Origin of the sequence: Bradyrhizobium uaiense (assembly GCF_010811875.1) — a bacterium.
GTDB lineage: Bacteria > Pseudomonadota > Alphaproteobacteria > Rhizobiales > Xanthobacteraceae > Bradyrhizobium > Bradyrhizobium uaiense.
Window position 1 is genome coordinate 43,713 of the sequence record NZ_VKHP01000011.1, and the last position, 24,320, is coordinate 68,032.

Here is a 24,320-nt window from a genome sequence, read left to right on the forward strand (position 1 = left end):
TGGACGCAGCATTCTAGGATAGGGGTCTGACGTCCCAAGCGGCCCGAAAGTTTGGCAGCTTACGGCCCCCTTATGACATCTAACAACGTCTTACGAGCCATTCCCAACGGGTAGGCGTAAGTGTGATGCCGTGGAATACGGACGGCGGCCAATCGTCGCTAGACTACTAGATCTGGGGTGTAAGCGCCGGGTGCTGCACCATGGAAGCCATGGCGAAGATCAGCGACGTCGTATATGCTGCCAGCGTTGATAAAGCGGGCGGTAGCGACCACTCGCACAGTTCCGACGGTCACCTCGACCTAAAACTGGCAATGGCCTGCGAAGTCAGTGTTGCTGCCAAATCGGAGCAAATGATTGTGGACGGCGGGTTTGGCTGTTTCTGCAATCGACTCGCGAGCCGGATTTCACTGGAAACCGGAGTGCGGCGGTGAGTCAATCTTCTCTCTGCGCAGACGCGAATGATCACTTCCAGGTCCTTTGGGAGGACGCTGATCGTGTGTTTTGCAGAGTGTCCCTACTTAGCAACGCCGACCACTCCACTGCGCTCGCGGTGTTTCCTGCCGCCGAGCATCCGACACCAGCCATCTTCGAACGATTCGCCCACGAGTTCGAATTGAGAGAAGACCTGGCCTCAGCTTGGTCGGCGCGCCCCATTGAGTTGATCCGCGAGAGCGGTCGGATCATGCTACTGCTCGAGGACTCTGGCGGTGAACCGCTTGATCGGCTGATGGGTGAGCCGATGGAAACGGGCAGCTTCCTACGTCTCGCGACAGGCATAGCCGTGGCGCTGGGCAAGCTCCACCAACGTGGCCTCGTCCACAAGGATATCAAGCCGACCAACATTCTCGTGAACCACTCAACGGGAGAGGTCAAGCTCACCGGGTTCGGTCTCACCTCGCGCCTTCCGCGCGAACGACAAACGCCCGAACCACCTGAGACCATAGCCGGCACGCTTGCCTACATGGCCCCCGAACAGACCGGTCGAATGAACCGCTCGATCGACGCCCGCAGCGATCTCTATGCTCTCGGCGTCACGCTCTACCAGATGCTTACGGGCGCGTTACCATTCACAGCATCGGAGCCGCAGGAGTGGGTTCATTGTCACATCGCCCGAAGGCCAACACCGCCCAATGAGCGGCAGGAAGGGCTTCCAACGCCAATCTCAGAGATCGTCATGAAGCTTCTCGCGAAGACCCCGGAGGAGCGCTACCAAAGCGCCGCCGGGGTCGAGCGGGATTTTCGGCACTGTCTCTCCGAATGGGAACTGCAAACAGGCATAGACCCGTTTGAGCTCGGCAAACAGGATGTGCCCGACCGACTGATCGTACCCGAGAAATTGTATGGCAGGGAGCGCGAGGTTGCCTCCTTGCTTGCCGCGTTCGATCGCATCATCAAGAGCGGCGCGCCGGAGTTCGTGCTGGTCTCCGGCTACTCCGGAATTGGCAAATCTTCCGTCGTGAACGAACTGCATAGAGTGCTCGTGACGCCCCGCGGCCTCTTTGCGTCCGGTAAGTTCGACCAATACAACCGCGACGTTCCATATTCGACCCTGATGCAGGCTTTCGCGGCTCTACTTCGACCGCTTCTGGGAAAGAGCGACGCAGAGCTGAACTTTTGGCGCAAGGCCCTCCATGACGCGCTCGATCCGAACGGAAGGTTGATGGTCGACCTCGTGCCCGAGCTGAAGCTCATCATTGGCGATCCGCCCCCGGTCCCGGAGCTCCCGCCGCAACAAGCGCAAATACGATTCCAAGCGGTGCTCAGGTCTCTCCTCGGCGTCTTTGCCCGGGCTGAGCATCCACTGGTACTCTTTCTCGACGATCTCCAATGGCTCGACGCGGCAACGCTCGACCTTCTGGAGGATATCCTGATCCGATCGGAGCCTAAGCACCTGATGCTGGTAGGCGCCTACCGCGACAACGAGGTCGGTACCACTCATCCGCTGCTGCGCAAGCTCGAAACGATCGGCCAGGCTCAAGCCCGGATCCAGAAGATAACTCTAGCGCCGCTCGCCGGTGAGCACGTCGAAGAGCTGATAAGTGACGCTCTTTGCTGCACGACTTCGCACGCGGCACCGCTGGCGCAGATAGTGCACCAGAAAACGGCCGGCAATCCATTCTTTGTCGTACAATTTCTGCAAGCGCTCGCCGGCGAGGGCTTGCTTGCGGTCGACGCCGAAGCAGCACGCTGGTCTTGGGACTCCGAGCGTATTCTCGCAAAACGGTACACCGACAACGTCGCGGATCTCATCGTCTTAAAGTTGGCACGACTGCCGGAGAAGACGCAATCCTTGCTTCAGGATTTCGCCTGCCTGGGTGGCGTCGCAGATACGATAACTTTGTCAATGCTCCTCGACGTGCCACAGGACGAGGTGGCCTTTGCACTGTTGGAGGCTTTACGCCAGGAGTTGATCGAACGTCGAGGTGATTCCTACGGTTTCGTCCACGACCGCGTCCAGGAAGCCGTTTATTCCCTGATCCCGCCAGCTTCTCGTGCGGCAACACATCTACGGATTGGGCGACTACTCGTGTCGCAGTCTCCGCCAGAACGTCGCGAAGAAATGATCTTCGATATAGTAAACCAGCTCAATCGCGGCGCTTCGCTGATGATCTCAACAGAGGAGCGCGAGCAGCTCGCGGCATTCAACCTGATCGCCGGGAAGCGTGCCAAAGCCTCTACCGCGTACACTTCGGCACTAAGTTATTTGATTGCCGGCGCAGCGCTTCTTCCAGATGACTCGTGGGATCGCCGGCGCGCGTTGATCTATCAGCTGGAGCTGCACCGCGCCGAATGCGAATTTCAGACTGGCGAGCAAAGCTCTGCTGAAAACCGCCTGACGATGCTAGCAACACGGCCTGCCAGCAGCGTCGAGAGGGCGAACGTCACCTGGTTACGCAGCGTTTTGTACAACTCGCTCAATCGACCCGACCGCGCCGTCGAAGTATGTCTCGAATACCTCCGTCACGAAGGCATTGAGTGGAGCCTTCATCCGACGAAAGAGGAAGCGTGCCGAGAATACGAGCGCATGTGGTCGCTGCTCGGAGATCGTGAGATAGAGGAGCTCATTGATCTGCCCCTAATGAGCGATCCCGACACGGTGGCCACGGTAGAGGTTCTAACCAAAGCCATAATACCCGCAGTGATCATAGATGAAAATCTGGCTTCGCTGTTCCTTTGGCGCATAGTCAACCTCAGCCTGGAAAATGGCCACACTGACGCCTCCTGTCGGGCCTACGCCCAGATTGCCCGACTTGCTGGGCTACGCTTTGGTGACAACAAGGTTGGCGTTCGATTCGGACGGCTTGGCTACGAGCTGGTCGAACGACGAGGACTCAAGAGATTTCAGGCCTCAACATATTTGGGTTACGCCACCGTGACCGTTTCCTGGACGGCACACCTCCGAGAGGCGCGTGATCTAATCCGCCAAGCACTCGATGCCGCGAACGTAAACGGCGATCTCACCTACGTGGCATATTCGTGGCATCATTTAATTGCTAATCTTCTCGCAGCCGGCGAGCCACTCGTCAATGCGCAACGCGAGGCCGAGCGAGGCCTCGCATTTGTTCGGAAAGCTCGCTTCGCTCAAGAGATCAATACCATTACGGCGCAGTTAGCGCTTATCCGCACACTTCGCGGCCTGACGGCAACATTCGGCTCCCTTAACGACGAGCAATTGGATGAAATTCAGTACGAGCATCATCTATCTGGCACCAATCCCGGTGCCGAGTTCGCTGCCGGCACCTATTGGACGGGGAAGCTACAGGCCCGGTTTCATGCCGGAGACTATGCGGCGGCCATCGACGCCTCATTGAACGCGCAACGGCTGCTCCGGATATTGCGGGGTGTTCACCCAGCAGAGGTGCACTTCTATGGTGCACTCAGTCTTGCGTCGTCTTGTGACACCGTGTCCCCAATTCAAGATGGTCAGCACATCGAGGCCTTAGCCGCTCATCACAAGCAGCTCTTGGAATGGGCGGAAAACTGCCCCGATAATTTCGATGATCGGGCTGCGCTGGTCGGGGCGGAGATAGCCCGTCTGGAAGGCCGAGCGCTCGAAGCCATGGAGCTTTACCAACGCGCCATCCGATCCGCTAACGCCAGTGGCTTCGTGCAAAACGAGGCGCTCGCCTACGAACTCGCCGCTCGCTTCTATGCGGCGCGCGGATTTGACGAAATCGCGCATATCTATTTGCGAAACGCCCGGTACTGTTACCTGCGTTGGGGAGCCGACGGCAAGGTGAAGCAACTCGATCGGATGTACCCGCAACTCGGCAGAGACGAGACTGCTGCGGGTTCGACTAACACGATCGGGACAGCTGTGGAGCAGCTCGATCTTGCGACCGTGATAAGGCTCTCGCAAGCCGTCTCTGGAGAGATCGTTCCGCAAAAACTGACTGAGACGTTGATGCGCACCGCTGTCGAGCAAGCTGGCGCCGAGCGGGGTCTGTTGATCCTTCTGCGAGATGCGGAACCCAAAATCGAGGCAGAAGCGATGACCGGCGAAGGAGGGATCACTGTCAATCAGCAGGCTCAACCTGTGACCGCTGACGCGTTACCCTTGTCAATGCTTCAATACGTCTTACGCACGCGCGAAATCGTGCTTCTTGAAGATGCGGTGGAGCAACCTTCGGCATGGGCGACCGATACGTACATACGCGAGCGCCGCGCTCGTTCTGTCCTCTGCTTGCCCTTGATCAATCAGGCCAAACTCATCGGCGTGCTCTACCTCGAGAACAATCTCAGTCCGAAGGTCTTTGTACCGGCCCGGATGGCGGCTTTGAAGCTGCTGGTATCGCAAGCGGCAATCTCGCTGGAAAATACCTATCTCTACGACAATCTGGTAGAACGGGAAGCAAGGATCCGGAGACTGGTCGACGCCAACATTATCGGCATTTACCTCTGGAAGTCCGACGGCCGAATCGTAGAGGCAAACGACGCTTTTCTCCGAATGGTGGGTTACGACCGAGAGGACCTGGACAGGGGTGGCCTCCGCTGGATGGACATCACGCCGGCGGAATGGATCGACCGGGACAAGCAGCTAGCGCGAGAACTACGGAAGACCGGGAGTTTGCAGCCATTTGAGAAGGAATATTTCCGGAAGGACGGCAGCCGTGTCCGCGTACTTATGGGCGCCACACTTTTCGAGCAAGGCGCCGGCGAGGGCGTCGCTTTCGTGCTCGACCTGACGGAACGCAAGCGGGTCGAGGACGCGTTGCGGCAGAGCGAGGCCCGGAACGCAGCCGCCGAGCGAGAGCTCCGCCTGACGCTGGATACGATCCCGGCACTGACTTGGCGAACCGGCCCCGACGGCTCTGCCGAATATCTCAACAAGCGTTGGCTCGATTACACTGGAATGACGCTTGGGCAGGCATTGGGCTGGCAATGGGCCACCGCTATCCATCCCGATGATCTCGCCAGGCTGACTGAGGTCTGGCGGGGAATGCTCGCATCTCAAAAGCCTGGTGAGGTCGAAGCGCGAATGCGGCGGTTCGATGGAGTTTACCGCTGGTTCTTGTTTCGTACGGAAATTTTGCGCGATGAGACCGGCGCTGTCGTCGGCTGGTACGGCACGAACACCGACATCGAGGATCGGAAACAGGCCGAAGGCGCCCTGAAACGAAACGAAGCCTATGCCGCAGAAGCGCAAAAGCTGAGCCGCACAGGCAGCGTCGTCTGGGATGTGGCCAGAGAGAACTACTACTGGTCGGACGAGGCCTATCAGATCATAGGTTTCGATCGCACCGTCGAACCATCTCTCGATTTGATCCTGCAGCGCGTTCACCCCGACGACCGTACACTTGTGTTGAATGAGGTGCGTCGAGTGGTGGAAGGTGAGCAGAACTTTGACTATGAACACCGGCTGATGATGGATGACGGACAAATCAAGTATGTCAAAGTGCGTGCTCGTCGTGTCAGGCACTCTCCAGGCAACGAGGAGATCGTCGGGGCGCTGATGGATATCACGGCGGCCAGGAAATCGCAGGAAGCGTTGCATACCGCGCAAACGGCGTTGGCCCACTCCAGCCGTGTCGCGACTTTAGGAGAGATGAGTGCGTCGATCGCGCACGAGGTAAATCAACCACTCGCGGCGATTGTCACTACCGGCCAAGCTTGCTTGCGTTTTTTGAAGCGCGAACCGCCTGAACTGAACGAGGTGCGAGGGGCCGTCGAATGGATGGTCAAGAATAGCAACCGGGCAAGTGAAGTGATCCGGCGTGTTCGCGGATTGTCGAGCAAGTCAAATGACGAAAAGTCGGCTCTCGATGTCAAAGGCCTCATAGAGGAGACCGCCGCGCTTTTACGGCACGAGTTCGATGCACAGCATGTAGCGCTGGTACTCGAACTGCAACCTGACGCGCCGCAAATTTTTGCGGATCGTGTCCAGATTCAGCAGGTGGTCATTAATCTGGTCATGAACGGCATCGATGCGGTGAAACCCGTCACGGATCGACAACGGCTGTTGGTGATCCGTTCGCATGACGAAGCGGGTCATGTCATCGTTTCCGTGAAGGATAACGGCGTTGGAATCTCAGTGGAGAATGAGGGCCGGCTGTTCGACGCTTTTTATACCACCAAACCGGGAGGTCTCGGAATAGGGCTCTCGATCTGTCGATCGATCATTGCGGATCATGGCGGACGTCTTTCGACCGCCAACAACGGCGATGGACTTGGAGCCACGTTCCAGTTCGCTTTGCCAATATATCGGCAAGCACAGAACGCTGATCCGGCACCAGCGAATTGAGTTCGAACCTTGGTGAGCCTGATGAAGCCGATTATGACGCGATCCCACGTAAAGCTACGGACCTCGACGCTGAGAAGAAAGCGCGGCTCGTACATCTTCAATACGGCCATTCCTGGCCGGTGCGAACGCCGCGCGGCCGTCACATTCTCGCTGACGCCGCAGCCGACAAGCTGTCGGTTCTCGATCACGGACAGAAAGTCGACGCAGATTCCAGACGATCCATCAGCCCGTTTCGAGTTGTTGGAAAGATGACGCTCAACTTTGCCATATAGCGCCAAATTTCAGAAGGCCCTAGGTGTGGACGGCAAAGGAGCGCGTTATCAAAAGTTCGAATATGATGTGGTCATCGAGTGAGCCTCGGTGAAAGTTTCTAACAATCCGAGAGGTGAACTTTTTATGGATGGCAGCATCCAGCAACTGGTCTTGGTTGTTGACGACGACGAGGCAATGCGCGTCGCCTTAAGCTACCTGTTCCGTTCGGTGAACCTGCCTGTCAAAGTTTTCAGTACGACTGATGAGTTGCTTGGGAGCAAACTTCCGGACCTCGAAAGTTGCCTTGTCCTTGATATCCGTCTGCCAGGGGTTAATGGTCTCGAATTTCAGGATAGCCTCGCCTTGGCAGGTATCAATATTCCCATCGTGTTCATGACGGGGCATGGTGATATCCCGATGTCGGTCAGGGCCATGAGGGCCGGTGCCGTCGACTTTCTGCCCAAGCCATTCCGCGAACAAGATATGCTGGATGCTGTCAGCCGGGCGCTTGCGCAAGACCGGAGAAGGCGAGCGGGGGAAAAATCTATATTGAGGCTTCGCGCCTTGTACGAGGGGCTGACGCCCCGCGAACGCGAGATCATGGCCTTGGTCACCTCCGGCCTTAGGAATAAGCAAATCGCACATCAGCTTCAAATTAGCGAAATCACCGTCAAAATACACCGAGGACATTTGACAAAAAAGATGGAAGCTCGGTCACTGGCGGAACTCGTGACAATGGCAGAAGCGCTTGGCGTGAAACGGTAACGTAGCTGATCGAAACCTAAGTATGATATTCAAACCATACGTCAAAGTTCAGTCTGGCCGGGTGCAAGTTCTGGAAGCAAGATCAGGCTTCCTACCCAGGAAAATTGGTTTTGACGGCAATTCCCGTGATTTCGATTATCGACGATGACGAGTCGGTCCGAGTTGGACTAGACTATCTCGTCAAAGCGCTGGGCTACATTCCCTATACGTTCGAGTCGGCTGAGGCCTTCCTGCAGTCGCTCCAGCTACCGGCTACACATTGTGTGATTTCCGACGTTCGTATGCCGGCGATGAGTGGCCTCGAACTTCAGTCACATTTGCGCAGCGCCGGAAATGAAGTTCCGTTCATTTTCATTACGGCAGCCCCAGAAGAAGATGCGCACAGACAAGCAGTTAGGCAAGGCGCCATTTGCTTTTTGACAAAGCCGTTCGACGAAAACGCGCTGATCCAGTGTCTCAACGCGGCATTAGGCGACCAGTCAAAATAATTTGCTGCTGCTCTTTGCCTATCGGCGTACACGTCGGCTCATACCAGGAGCGTCTCAATCGAAAGCGCCTACTTCTTCTGCTCGTAAAGGCCGAAGACGTTCTTTAGCTGACGCAGTATCTGCGTCTCCCCCGCAGCTGCGATTTCCACCGTGATCTGACGGACGGGCCCTTTTAGTGTCAGCTTCGCTTTTGGCCTCTGAACGCCGATCGATCGGATCGATGTCGCCAGCGAGTGCGCTAGCTTTTGGCAACATGGATACTGACCCCACCGTGAAGGTCACCGCGCTGGTGACGCCGAAGTCGGCATCGATTGCACCCAGACCCCTGGCATCGTATGCCCTCGCTGAGGGATCAGCCGCCAGTAGTGCTCTTCCAACGGAGAAGTGATTACAACGAGCCGCATCGCAATCCACCAAAATGAAAACGGATCCGGCCATATTTTTGCAATTTCAGCTTGCCAAGTCGAGAGCGATTTCAAGGTCAGCCATTTTCTTTCCTCCCGATCGCCCCGTCTCGGTGATCACTTCCAAGCGGTCAGTCGCAACGTCCGACGTAAGCGTATGGTCAGGCATCGACACAAACCGATCCCTTCAAAGAGATCGTGAACCTCGCCCATCCCTCGCCCGTAGAAGGTGGGGTCAAAACGACGCCTACAGTCGAAACACGCTCAGCCGAGCAGCTTCTAAAACCTTTGTATCGGTTTATCCAACAATGACGAAAACCTAAGTGCGATGGCAGGGAGCGAGCTCGACGAGTTACAACTCGCCATACTCCGGCGGCCAGTCTTTCCTTAAAGACACCCCGCTACCAGATCCTCACAGTGCACTTAGACATCGGAGAGGTCATGAAGAATCCCGATGAGTTCCCATCTGCAGAAGTCGTTGGCTTTGGTCAATTTACCCTGATGCCGGCAGAGCGATTGCTCAAATGCGAAGGTTCGCCGATCATTTTGGGGGGCCGAGCAATGGATATTCTGATCACGTTGGTCGGACAGGCGGGAACAGTTGTTAGCAAGAAAGAACTGATTGCGCGGACTTGGCCGGACGTTACTGTCGATGAAAGTGGGCTTCGCCATCACGTCTTTGCGCTGCGAAAAGCCCTAAAGGATGACCGGAACGGGAATCGATACATCACCAACGTGCCGGGGCGAGGATATTCGTTTGTCGCGCCAGTTGTGCGAGGTGGCAAAGGCGAATCACGGCATGCGTCTACAAGAGCGGACAAGACGATGCTGCCACACGGTTTGCCACCACTGCTGACGCGCATGGTGGGCCGGGACGAGGAGGTCCGCGACATCTCCGCGCGTCTGACGGAGCACCGGTTTGTCACCATCACCGGAGGCGCCGGCATGGGAAAGACAACGGTCGCCGTTTCGGTCGCCCACGAGTTGGCTGCGACGTGCGAAGGAGTGACCTGGTTTATCGATTTCAGTGAGATCAGTGATCCAGATTCCGTCCCCGGCGTTCTCGCGACGGCGCTCGGTATCACCGCGCTAACACCCGACCAGCTACGCAGCCTCGGTGTATTCGGTGGCGACAAACGCGTCTTGCTCTTGCTGGATAATTGCGAACATCTAGTCGGCGTAGTTGCGAAGCTCGCCCAACAATTGTTCAAAGGTGTCCCCGGAATCCACATCCTTGCGTCAAGCCGAGAAGCGCTACAGGCGGATAGTGAGCACGTCTATCGTCTCCAACCGCTCGGCGGCCCGCCGATGGTGCCGTCACTATCGGCCGTAGAAGCCATGGCCTATCCCGCCGTTCAGTTGTTCATTGAGCGTGCAGCGACAAATGGAATTGAAGTTACTCTGACCGACGCGGAGGCCCCCATCGTCTCTGAGATTTGTGGCCACCTTGACGGCATGCCGCTCGCGATTTGCGTTGCGGCCGGTCGCGTCGGCGCGCACGGTCTCTCGGGTCTGGCGCACCTCTTGAGTCATCCATCCTGTTGGCTTCGCTGGAATGGACCTCGCACAGTGCACTCACGCCATCAAACGTTGGATTCTCTCCTGGACTGGAGCTACGACCTTCTTGCCGAGAACGAGCGGCTTATCCTTCGGCGCCTGTCGGTGTTTGCGACGAATTTTACGCTCGAGGGAGCTTGCGCCATTGCCGCGGATACTGACATCACCCAAGAGATGATTGCAGATGTCATTTGCAGTTTGGTGACGAAGTCTCTTGTTTCGACTGCAATAGACGCTTCTACGGTAACCTATCGGCTTCTTGAAACGACCAGGGCATACGCTCGTAAAAAGCTAATGCAAACTGCTGAATCGGATACGATCGTACGAAGGCACGCGGATTATCTCTCGCGTGTCCTTCGCGGGCGCTGCGAAGATCGCGTTATTGTGCGCGGTGAGCCAACTCGACATGCGACGCGTCCCGCCAATTTGCATGCTGCGTCAAGATAGCGGTTGCGGATAGACGGTTCACTCAACGGGCATCCCGAAAATTTCCAAGACATTGACGGTCTTGCCTCGGAGGAGAGTGTGACCGTTCTAAATCCCGTTCGCTCGAAGGTGTTCTTCTAACATACCTGAAGATGCGTCGGGTCCAGCTCAAGCCGGCGGTAAGCTCCATACGAGCGAGCTGACGTGAGTGCGTCGTTAAGCCCGTCTCGCAGACGCAGTCGCCGCTTCGCACAACAATACACGCGCATAAACGACACATGACGAGCAATTTTCTGCATTCAGCGTAAATGTGCTCATGCAACCGGGCGACCTGCTCTCGAAATTGGAAAGAGGTCAAATGTCTAACACAACGAACTACGATCGCCGAAATTTCATCAGTGTGGCGGCTGGAAGCGCCGCTGCATTACTCTCCCTCGGGGGCTCTGCCCTGGCGCAGCCGACAAAGCATAAATCAGCGGCTCTTCCCACGATCGCGCCCGGGACGCATTCATCGTTCGCTTCGCTGAAGCAGATCGATGCGGGCCTCTTGAGTGTCGAATATGCGGAAGCCGGTCCGATCGACGGCCCGGTGGTCATCCTTCTCCACGGCTGGCCGTACGACATTTACAGCTTCGTTGACGTGTGCCCCTTGTTGGCATCAGAGGGCTATCGGGTCATAGTTCCCTACGTGCGTGGCTACGGTCCCACGCGCTTTCTTTCCAACGACACATTCCGAAATGGTCAACCGTCGGCAGTCGCCCTCGACGTCATTACGTTGATGGACGCTCTGAAGATCGAAAGGGCGACGCTTGCCGGCTTTGACTGGGGTGCCCGAACGGCCAACGTCATTGCAGCGCTCTGGCCCGCGCGCTGCAGGGCGATGGTATCGGTGAGCGGCTATCTCATCGGAAGCCAGGCGGCAGGCAAGTTGCCGTTGCCACCCAAGGCTGAGCTCGAGTGGTGGTATCAATTCTACTTCGCCACCGAGCGCGGCCGTGAGGGCTACGACAAGAACCGGCACGACTTTGCCAAGCTCATTTGGCAGCAGGCCTCACCGAAATGGGACTTCAGCGAAGCTACCTTCGAGCGAAGTGCCAAGGCATTCGATAATCCCGATCACGTCGCGATCGTGGTCCACAACTATCGTTGGCGTATGGGCCTCGCGAATGGTGAGGCGATATATGATGACTTCGAACGGAAACTCGCGGAGGCCCCCGTCATCACTGTACCCACGATTACGATGGAAGGTGATGCCAACGGCGCACCGCACCCTGAGGCCAGCGCCTATGCGAAGAAGTTCTCGGGCAGATACGAGCATCGTCTGATCAAGGGCGGTATCGGGCACAACTTGCCACAGGAGGCCCCCCAGGCGTTTGCGGAAGCCGTCATCGACGTCGCCGAGAGTTGATCGACGCAAGGGGAGCTTGCGGATCGGCTGAAGCGATCCGCAAGTTTGCCCGACCTTGGCCGCGAGCACGACTGGAAACCGTCGAGCTCTGTTCAGCAACCCCACCAATAGCAAGAGGAAGATGCAGATGACTGACGTCAGGAAAGAGACCGATAGCCTTGGTGTTGTAGAAGTGCCGGCCGACAAGCTGTGGGGAGCGCAAACGCAGCGTTCGCTGGAGCATTTCAGCATCGGCGCCGATTTGATTCCCCGCGAGATGATCACCGGATATGCAATCCTCAAGAAGGCCGCCGCAACCGCCAATCGCGCAAGCGGGCGGTTGGACGACACAAGATACAAGCTGATCGTAAAGACGTGCGACGAAATTTTGGCGGGGCAGCACCACGACATGTTCCCGCTGCATGTCTGGATGACGGGTAGCGGAACGCAGTTCAATATGAACGTCAACGAGGTGGTTTCCAACCGCTGTTGCCAGCTCGCCGGCACGCCGCTTGGCAGCCACGCTCCGGTCCATCCGAACGATCACGTCAATATGGCGCAGTCGTCGAACGACTCGTTCCCCTCGACGATGAACATCGCGGCCGCCGTGAACGTGAAGCAGCGCTTGGTTCCGGCGGTTGCGGCTTTGCGTGATGCCATCGCAGCCAAGGCGAAGGAATGGGACAATATCGTCAAGATCGGCCGCACGCACATGCAGGATGCGACGCCGCTGACGCTGGGCCAGGAGTGGTCAGGCTATGCCGGCATGTTGACAGATGACCTGGAGCGAATCGAGGCGTCGCTGACCGGAGTCTATCGGCTGGCACTTGGTGGCACCGCGGTCGGGACGGGCATCAACTCGGCTCCTGGCTTTGCCGAAGCAGCGGCGGCCGAAATCGCCAAGCTCACCGGTCTCCCGTTTGTGACCGCGCCTAACAAGTTCACCGTGCAGGGCGCCCATGATGCGCTAGTGCAACTGTCCGGCACGCTGCGCACGCTAGCGGTGTCGCTGTACAAGATCGCCAACGATATCCGCTTGATGTCGTGCGGTCCTCGGGCAGGCTTTGCCGAGCTGTTGATCCCCGAGAACGAACCGGGTTCGTCGATCATGCCTGGCAAGGTCAATCCGACCCAGTGCGAGGCGCTTGCCATGATCGCTGCGCAGGTCCTGGGGAACGACGTTGCTGTCGGCTTTGGCGGCGCCGGCGGCTATCTTGAGATGAATGTCTACAAGCCGCTGATGATCTTCAACATCACGCATTCGGTGACGATCCTGAGCGACGGCTGCGTCAACTTCCGCAAGTTCCTGGTGGAGGGGACGAAGCCCAACCTGAAGAAGATCAACGAGTATGTTGAGCGTTCGCTGATGCTGGTCACCGCGCTGGCACCTGTCATCGGCTACGACAAGGCTTCGAAGATCGCTCACTACGCGATGGACCACGATCTGACGCTGAAAGCTGCTGCGCTCAAGCTCGGTTTCGTCAGCGAGGAGGAGTTCGATCGCGTTGTCGATCCTGCCAAGATGGTGAAGCCCTATGTCGCCTCTGCGGCGACGGCATCCGCTGCGGGCTGAACGCGCATCGACTAGGCGAGGGCCGGTTTGTTCACCGGCCGGCCCTCGATCGTCCACGATTTGGCGCGACAAACGGGAAGGAAGAAAATGCGATTCACGAGCACCATTGTTGTTGCCTGTCTGAGCGGCGCGTTGCTCCTGCAAGGCAGTTGGGCGTTTGCCGATCCTCAAACCGATGAAGGGAAAACCGTCTTTGGCAATGCACCGATCGGCCATCTTCAACCACGTGCACGCCCGTTCTCGCCTGACTCATCCGCGGATCAAGCGGAGCAGCGCCGCGAGTCGGATTTCGATGTCAAAGAACGAAAGCTGGACGAGGAGTTCAATAAGAAACTCGACATTTGCCGATGTTGAGACCCGAAGGCTCACCTGGAGCGACCCGGTCTGAAGCGAGGGAATGCAAAACATGTTCCGATGCGTTAGGTTATGGACAGGAACGGACCAGCAGTCTCACTTCGAGGACGGTGTCATCGAACTTGAGTTGGGGCTCCGCGGCGACGCACTCAGTCCGAAGCTGCCGTTGGGCTCGGCTTCGTTCCATGAAACGGATGCGGACCCAGGACTGGGATGGCATCCGGATCCTGCTCGTCAGCTCGTCATAACGCTGAGCGGTACGCTCGAATTCGAGACTGCCGACGGCCGATTCACGCTTCGTCAGGGCGACGTCCTCTTCACCGAGGACACGAGCGGAGCCGGTCACAACTGGAAAATGATCGGGGACGCTCCCTGGCGTCGACTCTACACGGTTCTCGAGCCTGACAGCGTTGTCCCATTTCGCCCGGCCACTTCGGCCAAAACGGTTGCGTGAAGCGTACAACAGAAAATGACAGGAGCAATAAGATGATCCGATGTGTGCGTCTGTGGACCGGCGATGACAACAATTCGTATTTTGAGGAAGGCACCATCGAGCTTGAACCTGGCCAGCGTGGTGATTGGCTGAGCAGCAAGGTTGACGTGACCACGATCTCTTTCCAGGAGACCGGAGCCGGCGGAACGTTCGCCTGGCACACGGCCCCCGTTCGACAATTGGTCATCACGCTGAGCGGGACACTCGACTTCCAGACGCGCGCCGGCAAGCATTTCCTGATCCACCCAGGCAATGTTCTGTTGGCCGAGGACACTGCCGGATCCGGTCATAGCTGGAAACTAACCGACGATTCATCCTGGCGACGCGCCTATGTGGTTCTGCGACCAGGCGCGGCCGTACCATTCCGCGCACGTAAAGCGCAAGCGATTCCAGCCTGAGAGAGGCGTAGCGAAGCAACGATATTGGGAACTCAAAACGGAGAAGCCAAATGCGACTCGAAAAACAACCTGACGTTGTGTTGATTGGCGCCGGCATCATGAGCGCGACCACCGGCGTGTTCTTGAAGGAACTCGAGCCGTCGCTCTCGATCACAATGTTCGAGACGCTGGAGGATTGCGGCCTGGAGAGTTCGGACGCTTGGAACAACGCCGGTACGGGTCATGCTGCCAACTGTGAGATGAACTATACGCCACAGCGTCCCGACGGCAGCATCGATATATCCGAGGCGCTTGAGGTCAACGTCGAGTTCGATCTCTCGCGGCAGTTCTGGACCTATCTGATCAGGAAGGGCGCAATCGCCGATCCTCGCTCGTTTATTCATCCTGTGCCGCACATGAGCTTCGTGCACGGCAAGGATAACGTGGCCTTCCTTGCAAAGCGGTTCAAGGCAATGGCGGCGCATCATTGCTACGCGGGGATGGAATACAGCGAGGACCCGAGGAAGATCTCTGACTGGGTGCCGCTGGTGATGGAGGGGCGAAAGGACGAAGAGCCCGTTGCCGCGACAAGGATCATCACGGGAGCCGACGTCGACTATGGCTCACTGACGCACCATCTGGTCCGGTATCTCGTGAGCCAGCCGGGCTGTTCCGTTCACTACAAGACTCGCGTGACAAGCCTGGTTCGCGAAGCTGATGGACGTTGGCGGGTCGAAGTGCATGACGTCGCCACCGGTGAAAAACGCTCGGTCACGGCGAAGTTCGTCTTTGTCGGGGCGGGCGGCGGCGCGCTGCCGCTGCTGCAAAAATCGGGAATTCCCGAGGCGCAAGGCTATGCCGGCTTTCCGGTTAGCGGCATCTGGTTACGCTGCGACGATCCGGCAATCAACAAGCGCCATCATGCCAAGGTCTACGGCAAGGCCGCGGTCGGCTCGCCGCCGATGTCGGTGCCGCACCTTGACACACGTGTCATTGGGGGCGAGCACTCTCTGCTGTTTGGTCCCTATGCGGGCTTCTCGAGCAAATTCCTCAAGCACGGGTCGCTTTTTGATCTGTTCGAGTCGATCCGACCGGCTAACGTCAAGCCGCTTCTGGCGGTCGCGCGCGACAACTTCGATCTCACGGAGTATCTGATCGGTCAGGTCTTGCAGTCCGAAAGCCACCGATTGGCGGCCCTGGACGAGTATTTTCCAAAGGCCGATCCCAAGGACTGGAGATTGCAGGTCGCTGGTCAGCGCGTCCAGATCATCAAGCCGGACGTCAAACGCGGAGGCCTGTTGGAGTTCGGAACTGAGCTGGTCGGTGCGGCCGATCGCTCCTTGGTCGCGCTGCTGGGAGCTTCGCCAGGCGCGTCCACTGCCGCCTTCATCGCAATCAGCGTGCTCGAGAAGTGCTTCGCCAACGAGCTCATGGAAAGCGCGTGGCTGCCCAAGCTGAAGGAGATAATCCCATCCTATGGCGTCTCGCTCATCGATGATGCGGATTTCACCCGCAGCATCCGTGCGGCGACCGCTGAAGTTCTCAAGCTCGACAACATCGTGTCACCCACGCGGCAAACGACACCGGTGGCTGAGACGGTTTGACGGGATAGGAGCCGCAAAATGGACGCCACAGCTCTTCTTCTGTCTCGCCTACAGTTCGCCTTCACGATTTCGTTCCACATCATTTTCCCGGCGTTCAGCATTGGTCTGGCCGCCTGGCTCGCCGTGCTCGAGGCAATGCATCTGTGGACCGGGAAACCGGTTTTCCGAACCCTGTTCCAATTCTGGCTGAAGGTATTTGGTGTCGCCTTCGGCCTTGGTGTGGTGTCAGGCGTCGTGATGGCCTTTCAGTTTGGCACAAACTGGAGCGTGCTGTCGAACATGTCGGGTCCCATCCAGGGACCGCTGCTTTCGTACGAGACATTTACCGCCTTCGCTTTGGAAGCCGGCTTCTTCGGTGTCCTCATCTTCGGGCGCAAGCGCGTGGCGCCATGGTTCTATATGTTTTCGACGACCATGGTGGCGCTTGGCACGACACTGTCGGCATTCTGGATCATGGTGAACAACAGCTGGATGCAGGTGCCAGTCGGCTACATCGTGCAAAATGGCCAGTTTGTTCCTGACGATTGGTCAAAGATCATCTTCAACTCCGTCGTGTGGTCGCGTTTTCCACACATGCTGTTGGCTTCCTACCTCACGGGCGCGTTCTGCGTTGCGGCCAGCGGCGCGTGGTACCTGCTGCAACGCAAGTGCCGGCCGGAGGCCCTCGTTATGCTGCGCATGGGACTCTTCCTTGCGGCAGTGCTCGTCCCGATTCAGTTTGTTTTCGGTCATCTCGTGGGCGACTACGTCCACGACTTCCAGCCTGCGAAGTTCGCAGCGATTGAGGGCCGTTGGCACGACGAACAGCCGGCCGGCGAGGTGCTGATCGCGTGGCCGGATCCGGCGCACGAGACGAACAGGTACGAAATCAAGATCCCGATCCTGGGAAGCATCATTGGCAGCATGAGCCTGACGTCCAAGGAAATTGGGTTGACCGATTTTCCGCCGCAGGATCGTCCGCCGGTTCTGATCCCGTTTGCAAGCTTCCGTATCATGGTCGGCTGCGGAATGATCATGCTCGCGCTTGCCTGGTTGGGATCCTATCTGAGTGTCAAGCATCGTCTTGAGCGTAGCCGCTTGCTGCTCTGGGGCGTCTTTCTCAGCTTCCCACTGCCGTTCATCGCCATTCTCACGGGCTGGTACACCGCAGAAGTCGGACGTCAACCCTGGGTGATCTACGGTGCATTGCGGACAGCCCAGGCGATGACACCATTTCTGACGGCGCCCGCCGCGTTGGGCTCGCTCATCCTGTTCGGCGCGATCTACCTATTCATCTTCTCGTTTGGCGTCCTTTATCTCTACAGGCTGTTGCGAGCAGGACCTTCGCCATACTCGCCCGAACTCTCGCATGACGCCACGCCTAACCGACCGATGTCGTTAGCCGGCGAACACCCGACTCCGAGCTTCATGATTGCAGGAGAATAGAAATGGTCATGTTCTGGGTAGCGGTCCTCGCCATCAGCATGCTTCTGTACCTGCTGCTGGATGGGTTCGATCTTGGTGTTGGCATGCTCTTCGGCCTGACGAGAAGCGAGGCTGACCGAAGTGCCATGTTGCGTTCGGTTGCGCCATTCTGGGATGGCAATGAAACTTGGCTCATCGTCACTGGCGTGGTCCTGTGGAGCGCGTTTCCGATCGTCTACGCGACGCTGTTGTCTGCGCTCTATGTTCCCGTCGTCCTCATGCTGGCGGGCCTGATCCTGCGCGGAGTCTCGTTTGAGTTTCGACACCACGCTCAGCGCTCGCGCTGGATTTGGGATTTTTGCTTCGCCGCGGGCTCTTTGGTCGCCAGCTTCATGCAGGGCGTGATGGTTGGCGCTCTCGTCGAGGGGCTGCGATTCACCAACGGCCAATACTCTGGCGGTCCTTTCGGTTGGGTGACGACCTTTGCATTGCTGTGCGGTGCCGGGCTCTGCTTCGGGTATGCGCTGCTTGGAGCTTGCTGGTTGGTCAGTAAATCCGAGGGCGAGGTCAGGAATAATGCACGTGACCAGGTTTCGATCCTCGCAAGCGTTTCCCTGGCATTCCTGATCATTGCCTTCTGTCACGCGCTGATCGTGCACCTTCCGATCATGCAGCGATGGATCGATCGCCCGTATCTATTCGTTTTCCCTGCCGTCGGTGCCGTAGCGGCGTGGATTCTTGTGCAAAGCACTATCGGCCACGACGACCGTTGGCCGTACCGGATGGCGACGTTGATATTCATTGCGGCCTTCGCCACGCTCGCACTTTCGTTCTGGCCCTACATGGTTCCGTTCGCCATTACGATTGAGTCCGCAGCGGCTCCGCATTCTTCGCTTGCGTTCATGTTCTGGGGCGAAGGGATCTTTGTGTTTCCGCTCATGTTGCTCTATGCCGCCGTTGGCTATCGCGTCTTTCGCGGCAAGGTGGCCAACCATCCCCAACAATTAGGCAACACCGAACCGGAGCCTGGCGGCTCACTTCGTCCAGCAGAGTGAGCAGTCTGTCAGGAAAACATCAGCTCGGGACTTGTTAGCCTGTAATCAAGCAGCGTGTGCAACAACTAGAGGATACAATCGATGTCTAAACCGGAACGGACGAATATCTCCTCGTTGGACTTCGTCTACGCGTTTGAGATGGCAATTGCAGCTCTCCTCTCGTACTGGGCGATGACGGCTGGCCTCACGCGGCTTGTCGACACCCCGACCGATCTGCTGGGGGGAATGTGGGCCGCCGTTTCTGCAATCTTTGTGTTCAGGGAAAAGGAGCTCGACAGCGTCTCGGCGGGGATCGCGCGGTTGGCCGCGACAGGCGTCAGCTTCGCGCTGTGCTTGCCTTACCTCTGGTTCTTCCCAGCCACACCGCTTGGCATCGCGGTGCTGGTGGCGATTGGTGCCGTCATAATGATCCTGTTGCACCGCCGAGGCGACATCATCACGACCGGTATCACAACTGTCGTCGTCATGGTTGTTGCCGCCATAGATCCACACGACAGCTGGCGGCAGCCACTGCTGCGGCTCGCCGACACCGTGGTCGGAATCTCCATTGGCGTTGCATGCCAGTGGATCGGTTTTCATCTGCTCCAGAAGGTAATGACTGCCCGGCACGTTTCGTGAATCGAATTGCTGGTGAAGGATTCGATTCGGATCTTTGTGGCAGATGGGGAAGGGACAGTGACTGCGTCGATTTCGTTTCCGACATCTGATGCACAAGGTTGGCAACCGTTGCAGCGGCTTCTGTCTTCGGTTCCAACTTTGCTGTTCGCTATTCGCGTCTGGGCCGCAGCCTGCCTGGCTCTCTTCGTCGCATTTTGGCTCCAAGTCGATAACGCCTATTGGGCAGCCACCACCGCGGTGATCGTCTCGCAACCGAGCCTCGGCGCCTCGCTCCGAAAGTCCTGGTTCCGGATGGGCGGGACGATCATTGGTGCCGTGGCGATCGTGATTCTAACAGCGTGCTTTCCGCAAAATCGTCTTGGCTTTCTGCTGGGCTTGGCACTTTGGGCGGCCGCCTGTGGCTTCGTTGCCGCTACTCTCCGCAATTTCGCCGCTTATGGCGCTGCGCTCGCCGGTTTCACGGCTGCGATCATCGCGAGCGACGAGCTCGGCGCAACAGGAGGGCTAGGCGGACATGTCCTTTTGCTGGCTCTTACACGGGTCAGCGAGATCTGCATAGGGATCGTCTGCGCCGCAGTGGTCCTGGCCACCACTGATCTCGGGCGGACGAGGGGCCGCCTTGCCGATTTGTATGCAGCTATCTCCGGCGCGATTGCGCGCGGGCTGGTGTGTACGCTCAAGGGAGCTGACGGTGGGACCACGCGTGCGGAACGTCGAGATCTTGTCCGGCAGACGATCGCGCTCGACCCGGTCATTGATGAGGTCATGGGAGAAGAGCCAGATCTGCGGCTGAACTCCCAGCCTCTACGAGCAGCCGTCGAAGGGCTCTTCGTCAGCCTCGCCGGCTGGCGGTTGGTTGCCAATCACCTCGAGCACGTCACGGGTGATTGGCGTCGGCTTGATGCCGACATCATTTTGCAAAGACTTCCCGCTGCTTTGCGCTCGGGAACCGGCGAAACGGATGCGGTGGACTGGGTGGAAGAGGCCGTCCGGTTGCGGCGCACTTGTACCGCTGCAGTGAAAGCGTTGGTCAAATTGCCGGCTCATACGTCGTCACTACGCATGATGGCCGATGGTGCCGCGCAAGGCATGATGGGCCTTGCGCGTTCGCTCGATGGAATTGCTGTGCTGGCTGGCCGTGACCGAGGTGAGGGAAACCGCCAAGCCGCACAGCTTCCGGTCCCCGATTATCTGCCCGCGCTCGTAAATGCGTCGCGCATATTTCTGATGATTGGCGCGGTCGAGCTCTTCTGGATCGTCACTGAATGGTCGAGCGGCGCCTTGGCGATCGTTTGGTCGACGATCTTCGTCATCGTTCACTCATTGCCTGGGACGGATCAGCCCTATGACAGCGCCAGAAGCCGATTACTTGGCATTGTTGCGGCAGCGATCTGCGCCGCGATCATCAAATTTGCCGTGCTGCCCGGCTGTGAGACTTTCACGGGTCTGGCGATAGTGATCGGAGTGGTGCTTGTGCCGGTAGCAGCCTTGTCCACGCTGCACTGGCAACCAGAGCTATTTGGATTCCTTGCTCTCGCATTGATCCCGCTTTTAAAGCCGGAAAACCCGATCAGCTACGACACAGTCCAGTACTATAACGATGCGCTTGCGGTCATCGCAGGGGCAGGGGCGTCGACACTCGCGTTCCGCCTTTTGCCACCACCTTCGCCGGCGTTCCGTGCTGCTCGCCTTTTATGGCTGACGCTCCGCGACCTGCGGCGGCTCGCGAAGATGGAGGCGACCGGTTCACGGGCTGCTTGGGAAAGCCTGGCTTACGCCCGACTCTCGGTTTTTCCGGAGCAGGCAGGTTCGCTGCAACGTGCTCGGCTGCTGGCTGCCGTTTCGGTGGGATCCGAAATTATTCGCGTTCGGCGAATGGCACGGCGGCTCGGCGTTGCCGCGGAGCTCGATTCCGCGTTCGCGCCACTGGCCTGGGCGCAGAGCGCTCTTGCAAGCCGAAGGCTCGAATACCTAGCCGGCAGACTACCGACGACGCTGACCGGCGCACGTGCACGCACAGTGCTGCGCATGCAGGGCAGCATCTGCGCCATCTCCGAAGGGCTTCGTTGGCACGCGACTTACTTCGACGCGAGGACCATCAATGAGCTTCGCTGAAGTCAATGTGTTCGGCGTCTACGTGGCTCCGATCTCGATCATGATGGTCGCGGCTTGGTTGATTCTGCAGCCGCTTCGCTGGCTCGCCAGTAAGGTCCGCATTTTGCGATTGGTCTGGCACCCGGCGCTCCTTGAGTTTGCCGTGTACGTCATCATCCTCTCGTCCGTCGTTCTCCTGGTCGGAAATTGAGGCCGCGATGTCGGAAATTGACCTGAAGCTGACGGCCACCTCAAGGGCATCCACCGGTCCGTTCTCATCGTCGGCTCTGGAAAGGGGGCGTGACTTTATCGGTGTGGGCAAAGGCATTGCGATCTCGGTCACGCTCGTCATGGTAGGGCTCGCCATCGCGGCAGGCTCAGCGGCATGGAATACATACATGGAGCGACCATGGACACGCGACGCAACTGTCCGAGCCTATGTCGTGACCATGGCGCCTGAGGTTTCGGGCCGGATTGTCGAGCTTCCGGTCGCTGACAACCAGTTCGTTCACAAGGGCGATCTATTGATGATTGTCGACCCCACCGATTACAGGATTGGAGTGAGCCTGGCGGCCGCAGCGGTGGACCAGGCAAAGGCGACGGCTGTGAACGCGGCGGCTGAATCCCGCCGGCGACAACAGTTGAGCGACCTCGCGACGACGCCGGAGGAAAAGCAGTCCTATGCCGCCGCTGCTCTCGCCGCACAAGCCTCGTATCAGCATGCCTCGGCAAGTTTGGATCAAGCCAACGTCAACTTGAAGCGAACTCGCATCCTCTCGCCGGCCGAAGGCTATGTGACCAATCTGTTGGTGCAGCTCGGCGACTACGTGAACGTGGGACAGAAGGCTATCTCGGTGGTGAATGCCGAAACCTTTTGGGTCGACGGTTATTTCGAGGAAACCAGCCTTTCGCAAATTCACGAAGCTGATGCGGCGGCAATCAAGTTGCTAAGCTATCGGCAAGTGCTACGTGGTCATGTCGAAAGTATTTCGCGTGGCATCAACGTCCCAAATGCGCGACCCGACGCCGGTGGCCTGGCAACCGTAAATCCGGTCTTTACCTGGGTTCGGCTTGCCCAGCGCGTGCCTGTTCGACTTCACATCGATGAAGTGCCGCCAGGCGTGCGACTCGTGGTGGGCATGACGGCCACCGTAGAGATCAGTTCTCGCCCTCGCAGCAAGCAAGCCCCGGATTAGTTCGGGACATATACCGACCCAGCGTTGGTCCAATCGAAAGGTAAGTACCATGGTGGATTTAGCGGAATATATGATTTCCGGAGCCGTCGACAGAAGCGCGCAGCACAGAGAACCGACGCCTCGTGTTCTCGCAGAGCGGGCTATGGCTAGCGATGAGCACTGCGATGTCATCCTTGGTCTGGCAAAGGTCCTTTTCGTCAATGGCCAGGGAACCGATCAGGTTGTTGCGGCAGCCCGGCGGCTTGGCGACGCGCTCGGCATCACCGCTGAGCTGATGCCGCGTTGGGGCGAGTTGACGTTGCGCGCCAAGGGCGATGATGTAACACGGATTGTGGAAGTATCGGCTGATCCGGTCGGGGTTGATATGCATCGCGTCGCCTCTGCGATGCAGGCAGTGGCGGATGTTGAAGCCGGTCGCCTTTCGCTCGAGGAGGCTCGAGAGCGGATCGACGCCATCTCCAAGGCGCCGTCGGCCGCGACGTGGTTATTCGCGCTGGCCGCGGCGGTCGGAGCGGTCGCTCTCGCGATCATATTCGGCATTCAACACTTGCCCGCTGCAATACTGATTTTCATCAGCGCAGGCGCGGGTGGCCTGCTCCGGCGCGCGATCGCGAAGGCGAGTTCCAACATCTTCATCCAGCCGTTCTGCGCGGCACTGCTTGCTGGTGTTATCGGCGGACTGGCCGTTCATTATCAGCTCAGCACGGCACTGAGGCTTGTAGTTGTGTGTCCCTGCATGGTGCTGGTTCCGGGGCCACATATTCTCAACGGCGCGATCGACCTCATCAACGGGCGAATTCACCTCGGTGTATCTCGTCTGACCTACGCCGGAATCGTCGTCGTCGCAATCTCGGTGGGGTTGCTCCTGGGGCTCAAGCTTGTGCACGGGTCATTGCCGATAGACCCGCCGGGTCAGGCTGTGTCGCTCTGGCTTGACGTGATCGCTGCCGGCGTTGCGGTGGCATGTTACAGCGTATTCTTCTCGACGCCACCGAGCATGTTCGCATGGCCAGTTGCGGTCGGCATGCTGGCTCATGCGTTCCGTTGGGTGGCGATCACCGTATTTGGCTTCGGAGTGACGACGGGCGCTCTTGTTGCCTGTTTCGTCGTTGGCATGCTGCTCACTCCAGTTTCGCTCCGGAAGCATCTGCCGTTCGCCGCCATAGGCTTTGCTTCGGTGGTGTCGATGATACCAGGCGTTTACGTCTTCAGAATGATGAGTGGGCTGGTTCAGATCGCCGGTTCGTCGCATCCGACGCCGGAACTGGTCGGTGCCACGATCGCTGATGGGACGACTGCTGTAGCCATCGTACTCGCCATGAGCCTTGGTCTCATCGTACCCAGACTGGCCATTGGCCATCTCCATGATGGACGCGCTCGGGCCAAGAAGGGCTCAAGCGATCTTGGTTCCGTTCAGAGTTCGGGGGCGAAGTTTCGCTGCTCACAGAACTAAACGAAATCTTGCGGAAATCAACGATCTGCGCGTCGAGTTCTATGTGAAAGTGAACTGCGGCAACTGAATGGACGCAGT

At 58.2% G+C, this 24,320-nt stretch carries 19 protein-coding genes; all 19 read left to right on the forward strand.

Annotated elements, in window-relative coordinates:
* The first annotated feature begins 200 nt into the window (after positions 1–200).
* The 19 genes from FNJ47_RS05130 to FNJ47_RS05220 all read left to right on the forward strand — a co-directional run bounded on the left by FNJ47_RS05130 (position 201) and on the right by FNJ47_RS05220 (position 24,242).
* Positions 201–431, forward strand: coding sequence for a hypothetical protein (locus FNJ47_RS05130; RefSeq protein WP_163151265.1), 231 nt, complete (start codon positions 201–203; stop codon positions 429–431).
* Positions 428–6,742, forward strand: a complete 6,315-nt coding sequence (locus tag FNJ47_RS05135; protein ID WP_175068347.1) for an AAA family ATPase — start codon at positions 428–430, stop codon at positions 6,740–6,742. Before FNJ47_RS05130 ends, FNJ47_RS05135 begins: the two co-directional genes overlap by 4 nt.
* Positions 6,739–7,014 (forward strand): hypothetical protein, encoded by a 276-nt coding sequence (locus FNJ47_RS05140; protein WP_163151207.1) that lies wholly within the window; start codon positions 6,739–6,741, stop codon positions 7,012–7,014. The genes FNJ47_RS05135 and FNJ47_RS05140 overlap by 4 nt, the downstream gene beginning before the upstream one ends.
* 124 nt (positions 7,015–7,138) lie before the next feature.
* On the forward strand, positions 7,139–7,759 hold the full coding sequence (locus tag FNJ47_RS05145) for a response regulator transcription factor (protein WP_163151267.1): 621 nt from the start codon (positions 7,139–7,141) through the stop codon (positions 7,757–7,759).
* Positions 7,760–7,869: 110 nt separating this feature from the next.
* Entirely contained in the window at positions 7,870–8,247 is a 378-nt protein-coding gene (locus FNJ47_RS05150) for a response regulator transcription factor (protein ID WP_165445544.1), read from the forward strand.
* 845 nt (positions 8,248–9,092) lie between these two features.
* Entirely contained in the window at positions 9,093–10,655 is a 1,563-nt protein-coding gene (locus FNJ47_RS05155; protein WP_163151269.1) for an ATP-binding protein, read from the forward strand.
* Positions 10,656–10,992: 337 nt separating this feature from the next.
* Positions 10,993–12,042 carry an alpha/beta fold hydrolase gene (locus FNJ47_RS05160; RefSeq protein WP_163151271.1) on the forward strand — a complete coding sequence of 350 codons (1,050 nt, stop codon included), beginning with the start codon at positions 10,993–10,995 and terminating at the stop codon, positions 12,040–12,042.
* A 127-nt stretch (positions 12,043–12,169) separates the two neighbouring features.
* A complete protein-coding gene (fumC, locus tag FNJ47_RS05165; protein WP_163151273.1) occupies positions 12,170–13,594 on the forward strand; it encodes a class II fumarate hydratase in 1,425 nt (474 codons plus the stop codon).
* Between the two features lie 87 nt (positions 13,595–13,681).
* Positions 13,682–13,948, forward strand: coding sequence for a hypothetical protein (locus FNJ47_RS05170; protein WP_163151275.1), 267 nt, complete (start codon positions 13,682–13,684; stop codon positions 13,946–13,948).
* 43 nt (positions 13,949–13,991) lie between these two features.
* Positions 13,992–14,402 carry a cupin domain-containing protein gene (locus tag FNJ47_RS05175; protein ID WP_347341612.1) on the forward strand — a complete coding sequence of 137 codons (411 nt, stop codon included), beginning with the start codon at positions 13,992–13,994 and terminating at the stop codon, positions 14,400–14,402.
* Between the two features lie 32 nt (positions 14,403–14,434).
* Positions 14,435–14,839, forward strand: a complete 405-nt coding sequence (locus FNJ47_RS05180; RefSeq protein WP_163151277.1) for a cupin domain-containing protein — start codon at positions 14,435–14,437, stop codon at positions 14,837–14,839.
* Positions 14,840–14,889: 50 nt separating this feature from the next.
* Positions 14,890–16,422 carry a malate dehydrogenase (quinone) gene (gene mqo, locus FNJ47_RS05185; RefSeq protein WP_163151279.1) on the forward strand — a complete coding sequence of 511 codons (1,533 nt, stop codon included), beginning with the start codon at positions 14,890–14,892 and terminating at the stop codon, positions 16,420–16,422.
* Positions 16,423–16,440: 18 nt separating this feature from the next.
* A complete protein-coding gene (locus tag FNJ47_RS05190; protein WP_163151281.1) occupies positions 16,441–17,847 on the forward strand; it encodes a cytochrome ubiquinol oxidase subunit I in 1,407 nt (468 codons plus the stop codon).
* Between the two features lie 2 nt (positions 17,848–17,849).
* Positions 17,850–18,881, forward strand: coding sequence for a cytochrome d ubiquinol oxidase subunit II (cydB, locus tag FNJ47_RS05195; RefSeq protein ID WP_163151283.1), 1,032 nt, complete (start codon positions 17,850–17,852; stop codon positions 18,879–18,881).
* An 81-nt stretch (positions 18,882–18,962) separates the two neighbouring features.
* Positions 18,963–19,499 carry an FUSC family protein gene (locus tag FNJ47_RS05200; protein WP_163151285.1) on the forward strand — a complete coding sequence of 179 codons (537 nt, stop codon included), beginning with the start codon at positions 18,963–18,965 and terminating at the stop codon, positions 19,497–19,499.
* A gap of 57 nt (positions 19,500–19,556) precedes the next feature.
* Complete coding sequence (locus tag FNJ47_RS05205) at positions 19,557–21,614, forward strand: FUSC family protein (protein ID WP_163151287.1); 2,058 nt, start codon at positions 19,557–19,559, stop codon at positions 21,612–21,614.
* Positions 21,601–21,804 carry a DUF1656 domain-containing protein gene (locus tag FNJ47_RS05210; protein WP_163151289.1) on the forward strand — a complete coding sequence of 68 codons (204 nt, stop codon included), beginning with the start codon at positions 21,601–21,603 and terminating at the stop codon, positions 21,802–21,804. Before FNJ47_RS05205 ends, FNJ47_RS05210 begins: the two co-directional genes overlap by 14 nt.
* A 7-nt stretch (positions 21,805–21,811) precedes the next feature.
* On the forward strand, positions 21,812–22,789 hold the full coding sequence (locus FNJ47_RS05215) for an efflux RND transporter periplasmic adaptor subunit (protein WP_235999456.1): 978 nt from the start codon (positions 21,812–21,814) through the stop codon (positions 22,787–22,789).
* 142 nt (positions 22,790–22,931) lie between these two features.
* Entirely contained in the window at positions 22,932–24,242 is a 1,311-nt protein-coding gene (locus FNJ47_RS05220) for a threonine/serine exporter family protein (RefSeq protein ID WP_163151291.1), read from the forward strand.
* Positions 24,243–24,320 lie beyond the last annotated feature (78 nt).